Annotated in this window: 13 protein-coding genes; all 13 read right to left on the bottom strand. The window is 54.5% G+C overall.

Annotation, left to right across the window (positions count from 1 at the left end; all coding sequences use genetic code 11):
• Window positions 1-155 precede the first annotated feature (155 nt).
• Window positions 156-695: a GNAT family N-acetyltransferase gene (locus RB620_RS11460; protein WP_308094414.1), complete on the bottom strand. Its 540-nt coding sequence runs from the start codon at window positions 693-695 to the stop codon at window positions 156-158.
• 118 nt (window positions 696-813) lie between these two features.
• Window positions 814-3066 carry an FAD-dependent oxidoreductase gene (locus RB620_RS11455; protein WP_308094412.1) on the bottom strand — a complete coding sequence of 751 codons (2253 nt, stop codon included), beginning with the start codon at window positions 3064-3066 and terminating at the stop codon, window positions 814-816.
• A 7-nt stretch (window positions 3067-3073) separates the two neighbouring features.
• Window positions 3074-3898 (bottom strand): carbohydrate ABC transporter permease, encoded by an 825-nt coding sequence (locus tag RB620_RS11450; protein ID WP_308094411.1) that lies wholly within the window; start codon window positions 3896-3898, stop codon window positions 3074-3076.
• 17 nt (window positions 3899-3915) lie between these two features.
• Window positions 3916-4800 carry a carbohydrate ABC transporter permease gene (locus RB620_RS11445; protein WP_308094408.1) on the bottom strand — a complete coding sequence of 295 codons (885 nt, stop codon included), beginning with the start codon at window positions 4798-4800 and terminating at the stop codon, window positions 3916-3918.
• Between the two features lie 273 nt (window positions 4801-5073).
• On the bottom strand, window positions 5074-5790 hold the full coding sequence (locus RB620_RS11440; RefSeq protein WP_308094405.1) for an ATPase: 717 nt from the start codon (window positions 5788-5790) through the stop codon (window positions 5074-5076).
• A 1-nt stretch (window position 5791) separates the two neighbouring features.
• Window positions 5792-6163: a hypothetical protein gene (locus tag RB620_RS11435; protein ID WP_308094403.1), complete on the bottom strand. Its 372-nt coding sequence runs from the start codon at window positions 6161-6163 to the stop codon at window positions 5792-5794.
• Window positions 6164-6344: 181 nt separating this feature from the next.
• Complete coding sequence (locus RB620_RS11430) at window positions 6345-7676, bottom strand: ABC transporter substrate-binding protein (RefSeq protein ID WP_308094401.1); 1332 nt, start codon at window positions 7674-7676, stop codon at window positions 6345-6347.
• Between the two features lie 129 nt (window positions 7677-7805).
• Complete coding sequence (locus tag RB620_RS11425; protein WP_308094400.1) at window positions 7806-8615, bottom strand: response regulator; 810 nt, start codon at window positions 8613-8615, stop codon at window positions 7806-7808.
• 13 nt (window positions 8616-8628) lie between these two features.
• Window positions 8629-10413, bottom strand: coding sequence for a sensor histidine kinase (locus RB620_RS11420; RefSeq protein WP_308094398.1), 1785 nt, complete (start codon window positions 10411-10413; stop codon window positions 8629-8631).
• 306 nt (window positions 10414-10719) lie between these two features.
• Window positions 10720-12219 carry an ABC transporter substrate-binding protein gene (locus tag RB620_RS11415; RefSeq protein ID WP_308094396.1) on the bottom strand — a complete coding sequence of 500 codons (1500 nt, stop codon included), beginning with the start codon at window positions 12217-12219 and terminating at the stop codon, window positions 10720-10722.
• 185 nt (window positions 12220-12404) lie between these two features.
• The gene (locus tag RB620_RS11410; protein ID WP_308094394.1) at window positions 12405-13007 is read right to left on the bottom strand and encodes a response regulator; all 603 of its coding nucleotides are present in this window, start codon (window positions 13005-13007) and stop codon (window positions 12405-12407) included.
• Entirely contained in the window at window positions 13004-14140 is a 1137-nt protein-coding gene (locus RB620_RS11405) for a histidine kinase (protein ID WP_308094392.1), read from the bottom strand. Before RB620_RS11405 ends, RB620_RS11410 begins: the two co-directional genes overlap by 4 nt.
• A 71-nt stretch (window positions 14141-14211) precedes the next feature.
• On the bottom strand, window positions 14212-15258 hold the full coding sequence (desA, locus tag RB620_RS11400; protein WP_308094390.1) for a Delta(5) desaturase DesA: 1047 nt from the start codon (window positions 15256-15258) through the stop codon (window positions 14212-14214).
• Between the last annotated feature and the right edge of the window lie 213 nt (window positions 15259-15471).

The raw sequence follows: 15471 nt of genomic DNA, 5'->3' as shown, positions 1-15471 counted from the left end.
CCCGACGAACGAAAAAAGGCCGCCTCCGTTCCGGCAGACGCGAATGTGCTCGCTCGCTTCTGCCGGTTACGGAAACCGCCTACTTCGATTATTCTCATGCCAAGAGGTTTGCTCGCCGCAAGTGCGATGCCGCGGATTTCCCCGGCGGCGCCGGCTTATTCGTTCCCCTCGCCTAACGCGATCCAGAATCGTTTGACCTCGTGGCCGTCCGACGTCATTCGCTCGTCCTCGAGCACGCCTCCGTGCTTGCGGATCGTGCGCTCCGACGCTTCGTTCTCGCGGTCGCACACGAGCAGCACCCGCGTAAGTCCATGCTCGCGGGCAATGCGGAGCATCTCCGCTAATTGGATGGACGCATATCCCTTCCGCCGCTCGGATGGCCGGACGCCGTATCCGATATGGCCGCCGCTATCCAGCAGCTTGTCGTTCAAGCGATGCCTGAAGTTGGCCGCGCCCACGATGCCGGCTTCCTCGTCCTTCAGCCAATAGGTCGAATGCGGCACCCATTCGTCGTTGTCCAGCTTCTCTTCGCTGTCCGCCGCGTAGAGGAAATCGACGTACGCCGCGAAATCCGACGGATCGCGTTCGACCACCCAAGGCACGATCGTTTCACCGCTTTGAATCCAATCTTCAAAAAAGGCCATATAGGCTTCCCGATCGTCGACCGACGGCTTCACCAGTTTAATCCTGCCCATCCGAACGCCTCCGCTTCTTCTTCGATAATGGGCACTATTATACTTGCGGCTTTGGCCGTTTGGCAAGCCCGTATCGGCCGATCCCAGGAAACGAACCCCTTGCAGCTTTCCCTGCCTTCTAGCCGTAAACGCCGATACTCGACAGTTCCGCGTGACGAGAACCGTTTGTCGCTTCGACCGTCACGCGCAGCGCGCGCGCCTTTACCGGACGTTCCAGCGCGATCTTGTTCCTGCGCTTCCGATTGCCCCGAACGGCCGCGACTTGCCGCCACTCCTCTTCCACGAGCGCCTCGATCCGGTAATCCCGCGCCAGCTCCGGGATGACCTCGAATGCCGTGCGATGATGGTGCAAGTTAATCAGGTCCTCGTTCACGTCGTCGTTCCAAATCAGCTGAACGGATCCGATCGTCACATCCTCCTGCCAATCGAGCTGCACGTATTCGGCCTCCCCGTCGCGCATCGGCTCGGATACCCATAGATGCGGACCACCGTATGGACGGAGATAACCGTCCAGCGCCTTATGAGCTTCGTAAACGCCGTCCGCCGCGTCGCTTCGGAAGCAGAAGGGATGGCGCACGAGCCGCTTCATGCTCCAGTCCAGCACGGGCTGCCGCTCGAGTTTCTCCTCCATCTCCTGGGAGGCGTTCGGCGCCTTGCGCTTCTCAAACGCGATGACGCCCGTCATCGGTACGGCCGATTGGTGAAGGCTGATGGCGTCATTCCGCTCCACGATCATAAAAGCATTCTGCGCGCGATCCGGCACCCAGCTGAGATCCAGCGCGACCCATTGGCGCTCGCCTTTGGCCACCTTCACGGATGCGGCCGCAATCTGGCTGCCGGGCACGTAGTTCTCGGGTCGACCGGTATCCCACAGCTGGACGCGCAGCTCGGTATCCGCCGAAGCGTCCAGCAGTAGTTCAAGACGTGTCAGCTTCCGCTCGACAGGCAACAACAGCGCGGTTTCGTTCGCCAGCGGGTACGTTTCTCCGTCACTCTCGGCAAGGTCAAAGCTTCGCTGCGCCGAAGAAGCCGTCGCGACCGCCATTCCCGCGAGGTCGCCCTCGTCCGGGACGGCCAAGCCGATCACGGACGAATCCTGCCTCTGCATCGCCAGCTGGAGGTCATGCAGATGGGAGCGGTACAGCTCCCGCGGCGTGACGCCCATACGGCTGCAGAGCGAGGCCGCCGTCCCTGCCGCTTCGCCCATGACGGCGCAGGTGGCCATGACGCGGGTCGTGCCGAACGCGACATGCGTCGCGCTGATGTTGCGCCCCGCGAACAGCATATTGTTCACGTTGATCGAATAGAGCGACCGATAAGGAATATGGTAGATCCCGTCCGGATGCATATGTTTGGAGCCGCTTTCGGTGGCGTACATCCCTTGCGGCGGATGAAGATCGATGGACCATCCGCCGAACGCGACGCGATCCTCGAACTCGCGCTGGGCGATGATGTCGTTCTGCGTGAGCACGTAATCGCCGACGAAACGTCTATATTCGCGTTTCCCGGGAATGGAGCCGACCCACTCCAGCGTCATGTTATCCGCTTCGAATTGGCCGGAATTTTTGATATAATCCCATATCCCGTAGATGACCGCCCACAGCTCGTCGCGAATGCGTTCGTTCTCGTGGACCGTGTCGAGCTCGCCTCCCCATTCGATCCACCAATAATGGCAGCCGGAATCGCCGCTCCGGATCACTCGCTTCATCGGAATGGACGTCCCCGTAATATCCTTCGCGAAGCTTGGCGGGACGAATCGCACGGGATGTCCGACGTCCTTGGTATAGAACAGAATCGTGCTGCCGAGCGTAATATCGTCTGCCTGCTCCGGCGCCCACTCTTCGTTGTATTCGTGTCTCGCTTCGCGTCCGATCCGGTGCTTCGCGCCCGCCAGGAATCCTACGAGTCCGTCTCCCGTGCAGTCCAGGAACAGATCCGCCGCGAACCGGATCCGGCGCTCCGAGCCCATCATCCAGCCGGTCACCGACCGAATCGTCCGGTCGTCCTCGCCGCCGTCCGCTTCGACTTCGTGCACGTCCGTGTTCAGGAAGAGCTCCAGATTGGGCTCCGCCTTTACCGCTTCCAGCACGACGGCATCCCAGAGGTACGGGTTCCCGTCGGGATTCCGGTACTGGTTCTCCACGAACAGCTCGCCCATTATGCCCGTTTCGCGGGCGAACCGGTTCACGCCGTGGCTCGTCGCTCCGCATACCCACACGCGCACTTCGCTGCTGGAGTTGCCTCCCAGCACAGGACGGTTATTGATCAGCGCTACCTTGCTGCCGTTCCGAGCGGCCGCGATCGCGGCGCTTACGCCCGCCAGCCCTCCGCCGACGACGACGACGTCCTTCCGAATTTCTTCCGCTCTCATCACGTGATCATCCCTTCACCGCTGTATTGGAAATGCCTTGTACGATATACCGCTGTCCCAGCAAAAAAATAACGATCATCGGAATAATGCCCGCCGTCGCAGCCGCCATCATGCCGTTATAATCCACGGTGTTCTCCAGTATGAAATTTTGTAAGCCTAGCGGCACGGTGTACAAGCTGTCGTCGATTAGGAATACGAGCGCGTTCTCGTAATCATTCCAATGCCACGAGAAATCGATGATCGCCAGCGTGGCGAGCGCGGGCTTGGCCAACGGCAGCACCAGCTGGAAGAAGATCCGGAAGTGGCCCGCTCCGTCGATAAACGCCGATTCGGAAATTTCGTAGGGCACGGAAAGGAAAAACTGCCGCATCATAAACACGCCGAAGATCGTGAACAGCCCGGGCAGAATAAGCGCCAAGTGCGTATTGTAAATGCCCGCCCAATCGAACATAAGAAACTTCGGCACGAACAGAACTTGCGGCGGCACCATCATCATGGAGAGATACACCATGAACAGCGCGTTTCGCCCTTTGAACTGAATGCGGGCGAAGCCGTATGCCGCGAACGCGGACAGGAACGTGGCGCCGACCGTGCTAATGATCGAAATTTTAAGCGAGTTGATATAATAGTGGGCAAAGCTGTTCTCGCCCGTCCATACCTTCACGTGATGATCCCACTTGATGATGTCCGGAATCCACTTGATCGGATATTCGAACACCTCCGCCGGCGTCTTGAAGGAAGTGCTGATCATCCAGAGGAACGGCACGACCGTCATGATCCCGAGGAACAGCATCACCAGCGTGGCAGCGGTTTTACCTGCTTGTGCTTTCATCGTCAGTCATCCTCCTTCTAGTAATGAACCCAGCGCTTCTGTCCCCGCCACTGAATCAGCGTAATGATCAGGATCAGCGCGAACAGCGCCCACGAGATCGTAGCGGCGTAACCCATATCGTAGTATCTGAAGGCATTCTGATAGACGAATAGCGACAGAATCGTCGTGCTGTTGCCGGGACCGCCTTGCGTGATCGCCTGAATGACGCCGAACGTCTTGATCGTCATGATGAGCCCCGTTATGAGCAGCATGAACGTCGTCGGGCTGACGAGCGGCCAGATGATGTTTCGGATCGTCTGCCACCGCTTCGCGCCGTCGATCTTCGCGGCTTCCAGCAGCTCGCCCGAAATTTCCTGAAGCGCCGCCAAGTAGATAATCATGTTGTAGCCGAGCATGAACCAGATCCAAATGATGTCGATGGCGTACATGGCCGATTCCGTCGCGGACAGCCAACCCGGCGGATTATCGATGCCGATCGCCCTGAGCACGCCGTTGATCGGCCCTTGCTGCGGCTGGAACAGCAGCATCCAGACGAACGCGATCGCGACGCCGCTCGTAATGTACGGCATGAAGAACAGCGCGCGAAGCATTTTTTTGAAATAAACCGAGCCGTTCAGCACGATGGCCACCAGGAACGCGAGTCCGATGGACACCGGCACGGAAAGCAGGAACAGCACCGTGTTTCGGAGCGCCGTGTAGAACAGCTCGTCCTCGAACAACCGCTTCATATTGTCGAAGCCGACGAAATTCACCTCCGGGTTCATGAATTTGTAGTCGGTGAACATGAGATAAAACGAATAAATGGCGGGTACGATAAAAAATAAAATGACGCCCAGCATATTCGGTCCCACGAATACGTAACCAAGCAAGCTTTGGCGCCGCATCCAATTGTTGTTTTTCATCCTGTCTCCCCCTCTTGGCAGTACGCGATGCGCTTCCTGTGATACTCCCATCTTACCAGCGGGCAGGACGGCGATTAAGGAACATTTCCACCGCATTCATATCACAAAATCACGTATTTCAAAACGCGGCTATAAGGGCAGTCCGCGTAGTTTTGTTCTATTCGCGCTACCGGGCGATTCGCTTTATCGTAGCGAGAACGTTCAAGTCACGTAAAAATCTACAAATACAAAACCCCTTCCTCAATTAATAGAGGAAGGGGTTTTGCATTGCGCTTAGAGAAATAATCTCATTAGGCCCTTGGAAGTATTAGATTTCTCTACACCCATATAAATATTGCTTTCTCTTTCAGATAGTTCATAATATTCTCTCTGCTGCTCATTCATTTGATTATCGAATATGGGAGAGATGATCTTATCTCTGATCCACGGCAACCAGCGATCGACATGAAGCCCAACTATGCTAAATTCGTTTTTTATAACGATAATCATTTCATTATGATCCTCTGAACTATCAACAATTATCATATTGTCCGATAATTCAAACAGATCTGTCATAAGCCCCATGCTCCTATGATATCTTCTAATGACCGCATCGTCCTCAACATGATGGCCACCTTCTTGCACTCGTCGAGCAACCCGTCTTATATTAATTTCCGGATCGCTTGTTGTAATAAATATACTTTCAATTAGATAACCCTCTGATTTAGCCATTCGAAGAAAGTCTAATTTTCCAGGTGTGGACAAAACCGTCTCAAAACAAAATGATTTTCCTTCACTGATCAATTCATGTCGAATCGTCTCACAAAAATCCATTGCTGCTCCGTAACGTTCTCTTATATCTTCTATCTCTGCAAATGGACTCATTTTGACGGCTTCGTCAGGACTTATGTAGATCCCCGGGTAGAACGGGGATGTTATAATCTTGTTTAACGTTGAAGATTTTCCCGACCCGTTTGGCCCAGCCAAAAGCAACAATCTCTTTTCTGCCACGTCATTTTCCTCGCTTGGCTAAATGTTTGTACCGTTCAAACACGGAAGCCGATTGCTCGGACAAATTTTTGGACACGACATTAAACGGATCTATTTTCTTCTTCTCGATGATGTTTAATACGTGATTACTCCGCAATATACCTCTTTTATTTAATCTCACGGCAGGTATCATTTTTGATATCATCGTTCGTCCATGTATCGTTTTTCTGCTATCGTGAAAAACTCGCCGAATGACATCATTGCGGCTCTCTTCGATCTCAGAATTTCTTATATCACCCCTTTTTAGTACTATAGGAGTATGAATAATCGTCTTATCTTCATCTGGTCCAGATAAACAATCAGTAGGGGGTTTCGTCGTAAATTTACGCTTCATCTATTTAGCCTCCCTTTAAAACTTAACTTATTCACATTATAACATAACTTTAAATTCTTCATCCCCAGAATAAACAGAAGAGGCGCTTCAATGTTTCACATCCCCCACGCTCCGATAATATGTCCGAAGCCGCCCCAAGGAATCCCAGAGCGGCTACCGATTTTTAGGTATAAAAGATCTTCTATTTCTGCTGCTTCAAGAAATCGTTATGACGGCTTTCCATCGCGGCCAAGGTGTCATCCGCATTCTGATTGCCGAGGAAATACTTCTCGTACTCCTGCATGATGATGTCGATTACTTCCTGCGGAGAATTGCGCACGAAGGTTGGCGTCTCGTTCTCGAACAGGACGTAACGCAGCGATTCGATGTCGTAGGTGTCCGCTTTGTCCCCGAGCAGGCTGTTCAGCGCCGTCTCCTGATCGACGTCCTTCGAAGCCGGCAGACGCCCGCCCGCGGCCATCGGCGCCATGCCGCCGTCCGCGTACCACTTCAGAAATTTCCAAGCCGCTTCCTTGTTTTTGGACTTGGCGTTGATGGAGATGAAATCGCCGAGTCCGCCCGGCATCACGAATCCTTCCGCGCTGTCCGTCACGCGCGGCACCGGCGCGAACGCGATTTTGAAATCGCGGGGGAAGTCCGTCATGTTATTGGAGCTTCGGATGAGCCATTCGCCGATATTCAGCATCGCCGCTTCTCCGCCAAGGAACACGTTCTCTACCGGCATCTTGGACGTCAGCTGCTCGCCGAGCGGAGGCGTCGTCTTGTCCTCGTGCATCATGGCGTTCAGCGCTTCCAGCCATTTTTTCACTTCCGGATGATTCATGTTGGACGTTCCGTCCCCTTTGGCGTAGCCGTCTTTCATCAGGATGGAGTCCACGGAATCGGAATACGAAGCAGTATGCTGCACCAAGCCGTAGTTAAAGCCGGCCGCCTTCAGCTTCTGCGCGTATTCGCGCATTTGATCCCAGGTCCAATCCTTCGGCACCTCGAGACCCGCCTTGTCGAGCGCATCCTTGTTCAGCGCGATAAAAAACGCGTTGCGTTTCGTCGGGATGCCGTAATACTTGCCGTCGATCTTCCAAGCAGCCGCATCGACGCCCATTTTCTCGTCGATGTTGTAGTCGCCGAATTCGCCCAAATCAAGCGCTACGCCGGATGTTATCCGCTTCTGTACATTCGTGACGTTGTAGTTGACGTACAGATCGACGTCCTGGCCGGTTAGCAGCGCCGTATCCAGCTTTAGGTTGCCGTCATCGTCGTTGACGAAACGAACGTATTCGACCTGAATGTCCGGATTTTCTTTGTTCCACGCGTCGACGACCGCTTGCGGACCGGATTCCGGCGGTACCCCGCCCCACATCTTCAGCTTGATCGACTCTCCGCCGCTGCCGCCGCTATTCCCGCCATTGCCATCGTTGCCGCCGCTATTGCCGCCCGCGCAGCCCGCCAGCATGCTTACGACGATCGCCAATACGAAGGACAGTGTAAGCCATTTCATTTTCTTCGTCTTCAATGAACGAACCCCCTTGCGAGTAATGGTTGTTTGCTGCACGTTCAGAATAACAAGCCAAGGGGCCTTTCATTAAGTAACAATTCTATCTTCATGATGGAACGTTTCGACGCATTTGCGCCCGGGACGCCTTCACCCTGAATGGGGGTTTTGTTCTACGCCGGTCTTGGCATGGCGGTATTGGCTCGGGGTGACGCCCGCGTGGCGCTTGAATATTTTGATAAAATAATTGTCGTTCGCGAAGCCGACCCTGGCGCCGATTTCGTGGATGGGCAAGTCCGATTGCTTCAGCAGCCGCTTCGCTTGGCCAACCCGGACCCCGTGAAGATAATGGATGATATTATGGCCCGTCTTCTTCTTGAACAGGGAGCTGACGTAGTTCTCGCCCATCATGACGTATTGGGACAGCGACTTCACCGTGATGTCCTTCTCGTAGTTTTGTTCGATGTAGGCGATGATTTTGTTCACCTCGGGATGCGAGATCGATTGAACCTCCGGGGCAAACGCCGCGTGGGCATGTCCGTTGATCGGGGTTTGATCCCGCGATTGCGCGTCCTCACTTGCCGCCTGCAGCTCCTTGTTCACCTTCGACAGCGTGTCGCGCAAATCCTTGACGCTCATGGACAGCTTCAGAATATAGTTCGAGGCGCCGTACTCCATCGCTTGACGGACGTATTCGAATTCGCCCATGCATGTAAGCATGATGAACTTGCTGCGGATGCCGGCTTCCCGGGCTTCCTTCAAGAGCTGGATTCCGTTCATGCGCGGCATGACGATATCCGTCAGCACAAGATCGGGCGGATCGTGTTTCATGAGCTCCAGCGCTTCCGCCCCGTCGCCCGCCTCGCCGATGACCGCAAAGCCGAGCTCCTCCCAGCGGATGAGCTCCTTCACCGACTCCCGCACAAAAAATTCGTCTTCCACCAGCAGCACCTTCCACATGTCCGTCTCCCCCCTACTCTAGCGATGTTCTTTCTTGCTCGAACGGCGTCGACAGCAGGAACGGGAACGTAAGCCGGATAAGCGTTCCCTGCCGCAGCGCGACTACCTCGACGCTCGCTTCGTCCTTGAACAGCAGGCGCAGCCGCTCCCTCACGTTCGTCAATCCGATGCCGGGTCGCTTGCGAAGAGGCCGGTTCGCCGCGGACGCCTCAAGTCCGATGCCGTTATCCTCCACTTCCAGCAGCAACGCGCTCGGCTGGTCCAAACGCCGGACGCGGATTTGGATCAAGCCTCTCTCCGAAAGCCCGCTGATTCCGTGTCCGATCGCATTCTCGACGAGCGGCTGCAGGCTTAGCTTGGGCACGAGCGCGAATTGCAGGCTTTCGTCATATTCGAGCCGGATATCGAAGCTGTCGCGATGCCGCACCTTCTGAATGTAAAGGAATGCTTCGATCAGCTCCATCTCGTCCTTCAGATGAATCAAGTCGACATCCGAATTGAGGCTCGTCTCGAGCAGCTTCCCGAGCGACACGCACATTTCCGAAATATCCGTCTGGCCATTTCGCAGGGCGATCCATTTCATCGTGTTAAGCGTATTAAGCAGGAAATGCGGATTCATCTGGGCGAGCAGCATCTGGAAGTGAACCGCGTCCTTCTGGCGCTGTTCCGTCTTCAGCTTCACGATCAGCTCATCCATATCCTTCAGCATCGCGTTGAAGTTGCGCGTCAAGTCCAGCACTTCGCCGGCGTATTTCCGTTCCGGCAGCCGGATTTTGAAATTTTTTGCGATCGCGTCCTTCATCTTCAGCTGCAAGTGCGCGAGCGGTCTCGTGAATGTATGCGCAATGATGAACGCGATGCCGATGAACGCTGCCGTGAGCAGGAAGAAGGTCAAGAAAAATTGCCGCTTAAGCGCGTTCATCTCGCCGAACAGCACGTCAAGCGGGATGCGGTTCATGATGTACCAGTCCACGGACTCCATATAGCTGTAGTTGATGAGGCTGTCGGACTGCTCGTCGATGAAATAACCGTTGCCGCTCTTCGACGTGATCTGGTCCGCGATGGAATCCGTGAGCTCGGCGTCCCTCACCGAACGAGCGACGGTTTCCCCTTCTTTGGTCACGATAAAATAAGCCTGATCCATCTCCGAGCCCGATACCGCGGATTGGAACCAATACGAATAGTCGATGCTCACTCTCGCCATCCCGTAGACGCTGTTGCTCCGGTCGCGCAGCACCGCGTACAGCGACAGCAGGTAGGGACTGGTGGATAGATCTCGGAATACGTAATTTCGTTCTCCAGGCACCCAGCGGTAAGGCACCTCTTCCTTCTCCGCATCGCGAAACGACGGATTTTGCATCAGCTTCTCGTAGTTCAGCGGCTCATTCGGCTGATAGGAGGTGTAGACATGGCCCTGCAAATCCAGGAGCGTGAAATACACGGACGGATTATAAAGGAAAAAGCTGTTGTTCAAGTTTTTGAATTTTTCCTCCATCATATCCTTGTTTTCCAGCACGTTCTGATCGTCCGGCTTGCTTAATATTTTTCTGACCGCGGAGTCCTGCTCCAGAAAAATCAACGTTTTGAACGCGATGCTCATCTGGTCGAGCAGCAGCCCTTTCAAATTTTCGAGCTGATCGTGGCTTTGTTTGTTGATCTTCTCCTGCACAAGCGATTCGATCCGCTCGTAATTATAGAGATTAAGCAAGCCGAACGGCAGCAGAATAAGCAGCACGAACGCAGCGAAGATGCGGTATTTCAGCTTTCTGGGCAGTAACCATCCAATGACGTTGCTCATGGCGCGGTCTCCTTCGGCGGCGGTAGTCTGTAGTCCCACCATTATAGCACTGCGAGTTGGATCTTCGGCGGAGCACGGGCAAAATGCATCGAAATGTTAAACCAAAGGCCAGCATCGACCCGCAAAATCGTAGATTTGTTCTATTCCGTGCGCCACCCGCTGTTTACCGTGCTAGTTCACTCGTCAGTCGCAGCAAAAAAAGGCGTTCCACCCGTGCGCAGCCTCAGGCCTGCCCGTTGAAACGCCTTGACTTATTACATTTTCATCTCGCATTGCCTAATTGCCTAGCCTGATCGTGCCGTCCTCTTATTCCGCTACCGTCTCAGACACGGCTTCGCCCGCTGCTTCCTGCATTTTGGCTTGCTCTTCCGCCATTCGTTTCTCCATCTCTTTGTTCACTTCTTCTTCGGTCATCGGCTCCTGGCTAAGCAGCTCCTCGCCCTTGACCTGCAGCAGTTCAAGCGCCTCGTCGATCGTCTTCGTCCCGTCTTGAACGGCTTTGAACTCCTCGTTCATATGGTTGTAGAACATCATGTTGAACTGAGGATTCAGCTTCTCGTACTCGCGGTAATCCTGCTGGGCCCGCGTCGGCTTCAGCTTATAGAATGCCGCGAAGTTACGGCCTTCCTCGTCCTTGATATAGGCCGTGCGGATCGGGAACCCGCCCATGTTGGTCACCTTGGATTTCACGCGCGAGTAATCATCGCTGGAAATATAAGAGATGAAGTCCCAAGCCGCATCCGCGCTAGGGGAGTCCTTGGCGATCGCGAAGATGTCGCTGTACCACGTACTCGAGCTTTGATCCGGATATTGCGCGCTGACGGGCATCGTGACCATATCCCAATCGCTGATAATGGCGCCCTCTTCTTTGATGTAATTGCCGGCCTCCTCAATCTGCTGCATCAAATACGTGCTGTCGACCGTCATCGCGAGGCGTCCGGACAGGAACGGGTTGCGCATCAAATAATCTTCGTAGCTCCCGGAGCCGCCGTTCATCCCTTGGTCCATGCTTTCGAAATACAGCGCCTTCGAATTGAGGGCATCGAGGGAAGTTTGCAGAACGTTTTTCCAGCCGTCCGAATTGATGGTCATCGTTTTGCTGGCCGTGTCCACGTATTTCAGATTGTCCGCCGAAGCGAGCATGTTCGCCATCTCGTTCAAGTCGCCGCTGTAGCCGACTTTAAGGCCGTATACCCGCTCCTCCGGCTCGCCTTCGATCGGGAATTGTCTCGCGAGCTGAATGACTTCATGCCAAGACATTTGGTCGGTCGGATAAGCGATATTGTATTTATCGAATAAGGCCTTGTTATAGTAGAGCACTTGGCTGCTGAAGCTGGATGGGAAACCGTAGAGCTGACCTCCGCCGAGCTCCTTCATATAGTCGGCCATGCCGGGAACGAGTCCTTCCGTGTCGAACTTGTCCTTCGCCATATAGGCTTCGATATCGAGCAGCTTGCCGTCCTGGGCCAGCTTCTCGTACTGGTTCTGATCCAGCATCAGAATATCGGGTTTCTCTTCGTCCAGCAGCTTCTGCAGCGCTTTGTCGTAATCGAATTCCTCTCCGTCTTCCGACGGCCCCGAGTTGTTGTAAAGGCTTTGCGTCGATACGATTTCGAAGTTCACGTTCGGGTTCAGCGCGCTGTACAACATGCCGTAATTTTGGTAAAAGCCGCTTTCGTCGTAATACATGACCTTCACCGTCGTCTCCACGTCCGACGCCTTGTCGTCGCCGCTTCCGAAGCTGCAGCCCGCCAGCAACGTCGAAGCAAGTGCGACCGGCGCGGCTTTCTTCAACCAATTGTTCATCTTTCTCTTCATCTCCCCTGCATAATCTCTATCATTAGTACCAATATGTACCATATCTATTACGACTCCAACGAAAGATTAGTTGCAGTGAAAATGAGAAAAATAAAACTTTATTGTAAACGCACATGACGAGCGTCGCGTTCGTTTTGCCCGGTTTCAAGGAAACCCAATAAAAAAAGAGCCGGTCACTTGAACCAGCCCTTCTCTTTGAATCGCGTGATCGCTTCTATTCGGTTGCTGACGCCGAGCTTATCGAGAATGACGGAGATATAATTCCGCACGGTGCCCGTCGTCAGGAACAGCTCGGTGGCGATTTCCTTCGTATTTTTGCCGTCGGCGACAAGGCCAAGCACTTCCTTTTCCCGCTCCGTCAGCGGGTTATCGAGGCCTCCGCCATATGCTTCGTCCATCAGCTCCGAGGCGTAAATGCGTTTGCCCGCCATCACGTTGCGAATGGAGCTGGCGAGCTCCTCGCTCGGGCTATCCTTGAGCAGATAAGCGCTGACGCCCGCTTTCAGGGCCCGTTCGAAATAGCCGGCTCGCGCGAAGGTCGTCAGGATGATCACCTTGCAGCAGCCCTTCAATTCCTCGGCCGCTTCCAGCCCGCTCTTCGAAGGCATCTCGATATCCATGATGCAAATATCCGGCTGATGCAGCTCCACGAGCCGAATCGCTTCTTCTCCGTTACCGGCGCGGCCGACGACGGTCATGTCTTCTTCCAAATCCAGCAGGGAAGCCAAAGCCCCGAGAAGCAGCCTTTGATCTTCCGCTATGACGATTTTGATCATGGACTCAGCTCCTTCATGGGTTGCTTCACGGCGTGAGGTACGCGGAACGTTACTTGCGTTCCCGTCTCAGACGTGATATCCAGGCTGCCGTTCACGAATTCCAGTCTCTCCTTCATCCCCCGCAGGCCGTTCCCCCGGTAATACCCGGGCTTCACCGCCATGCCTACGCCGTCATCCCGAACCGATACGGCAAGCTCGGTATCCGTCGACGCGATCGTGATGCCGCAATGCGCGGCACGGCTGTGCTTCACCACGTTCGTCACCGCTTCCTTCAGGCACATGCTGAGCACGTTCTCCGCAAGCAGCGTCGTGTTCGTCAGCTTAGGGTCGCCTTGCAAGCTAAGCTCGATGCCGGCCGCGGACAGAATCTGGCCGACGCGATGCACCTCTTCGTCGAGGCGCGTGCCCCGCATCTGCGTCACCATCTCGCGCACTTCCTTGAGCGCGGTGCGCGCCGTCTGCTGTACGTCCAACATCTCCGCATGCGCTCGGTCCGGATCCTGGTGAACGAGCTTGCCGGCAAGATCGCTTTTGAGACCGATGAGCGACAGCTTCTGGCCAAGCGTATCATGCAGATCCCGCGAAATCCGCTGCCGCTCCTCCAGCTTCACGAGCTCCCCGATCCGTTTGTTGGCGTCCTCCAGCTGGCCTTCCAGCTGGCCTTGCTTTTTCTGGTTGTACGTGTTGAAGGGAAGCAGAATAACGACGATCAGACTAATGAGAATAAAAGGAAACTGGGTGAAAAAGAGCTTGTTTTGCGTGACGAGCCCGTAATTGACCGTGATGAACGTACTGATCAGATGGATAGCGTACAGGGTGAAGAAACCTGCCCTGTTCTGGATATTCCCGATAAAAAAAGCCAGGAAGATCGAAAAGTAGACGTAACTGAACAGCACCGTCATCGCGATCGAGATCAGAATTTGAACGCTCGTCCAGAAATAAACGAGCCATCCTTTGGACACAAAGGACAGCCGGTAACAGACAAAAAACAAAATGATCATGACGATGCCGGACACGACCTCCGGCGTCGACGACGAGCGGAATATAAAGTAGAACGGCAGGATGCAGAAGACGACCCAAACGTACGGGCTAAGCCCGGTGCTGCGACTGAAAATTTGATGCCATTTGTTCATTCGGCCGTCCGTCCTTTTGCTTGTAATACCTATATTCTAGTCATTGCGTCCCGCTCGTGCAATCTCTCCCGCTAACCGGCCCGCTTCGTGCTCCGAGCCGACGAAGTCCGCGCACGGCGATTGCCGATCCGATCCTTCACGTCCCTGAAGCTGACGAACCGTTTGTCTCTCTCGTCCCACAGGCGGAACCGGAGCGACTCCAAGCTTTGAAGAATCGTGATCGTCGTTGCCTTCTGCAGCGGAGGCGTCGCTTCATGCGCGTCTTCCAAGTAATAATTCGGCACCTTCGGGCTGAGGTGATGCACATGGTGGAAGCCGATATTGCCGGTCAGCCATTGCAAGAGCTTCGGCAGCTTGTAGTAGGAGCTTCCTTCGACGGCCGCTTTCACGTAGCTCCATTCATCGTCCTTCTCGAAGTAGGACTCCTCGAACTGATGCTGCACGTAGAATAGCCAGATGCCTAGCACGCCGGACAGGTAGAAGATCGGGCCCTGCACCATCAGGAATGCCTGCCAGCCGAGCGCCCAGCCCATCAGGGCGTATACGCCGACGATAAGCGCGTTCATCAGATAGGTATTCAGTTTTTCCTTGCGGCGGGCGCTCTTGCGGTTGAAGCGGTATTGCAGGACGAACACGAAGATCGGACCTAACCCGAACATGACGAGCGGGTTGCGATAGGCGCGATACGCCAGTTTGTTCAGCGGCGTCAATGCCGCATATTCGTCGACCGTCAGGATCCACAGATCGCCGACGCCGCGTTTGTCCAGGTTGCTGCTGGTCGCGTGGTGAATCGCGTGCGCGTTTTTCCATTGCTGGTACGGCACGAGCGTAATGACTCCCGTAATGATGCCAAGGATATCATTCGCCCGTTTGCTGCCGAAGAACGAACCGTGACAGCAATCGTGGAAAATAATGAACGTCCGCACGACGAACGCCGAAGCGATGACGCCGATGCCAAGCGTAAGCCAGTAGGATATGTTTAAGCTGTAATAGGCTGCGGCCCATAACACGATCAGAGGGAGCAACGTATTGGCGAGCTGCCGCACGCTGACTTTCAAGTCGTTTTTTTCGAAAGGGGCAACGCTTTTCTTCAATTGTGCTTGCTTCGGTTCCGTCATGCTGGCTTCCTCCTCGGGTGACGCTGCTTGCGCCCAGAGAAGGCCGCAATTCGCGTCAATAACAGTTATAACTCTATTGTAGGTAATTAAGCGTCATGACAGACAGTCATAAACGTCAAGAAACCTATATGACAAATGTCATATAGGCATTTGGGGGAACCGCTAGAAAATGGATGCGGAGGCCAACCTTAGCGAATACTACATGGCATAAAG

This window comes from Paenibacillus sp. LHD-117 (genome assembly GCF_030929555.1).
In the GTDB taxonomy this organism is placed as follows: domain Bacteria; phylum Bacillota; class Bacilli; order Paenibacillales; family Paenibacillaceae; genus Pristimantibacillus.
This window is presented reverse-complemented; position numbering and strand designations above follow the sequence as displayed.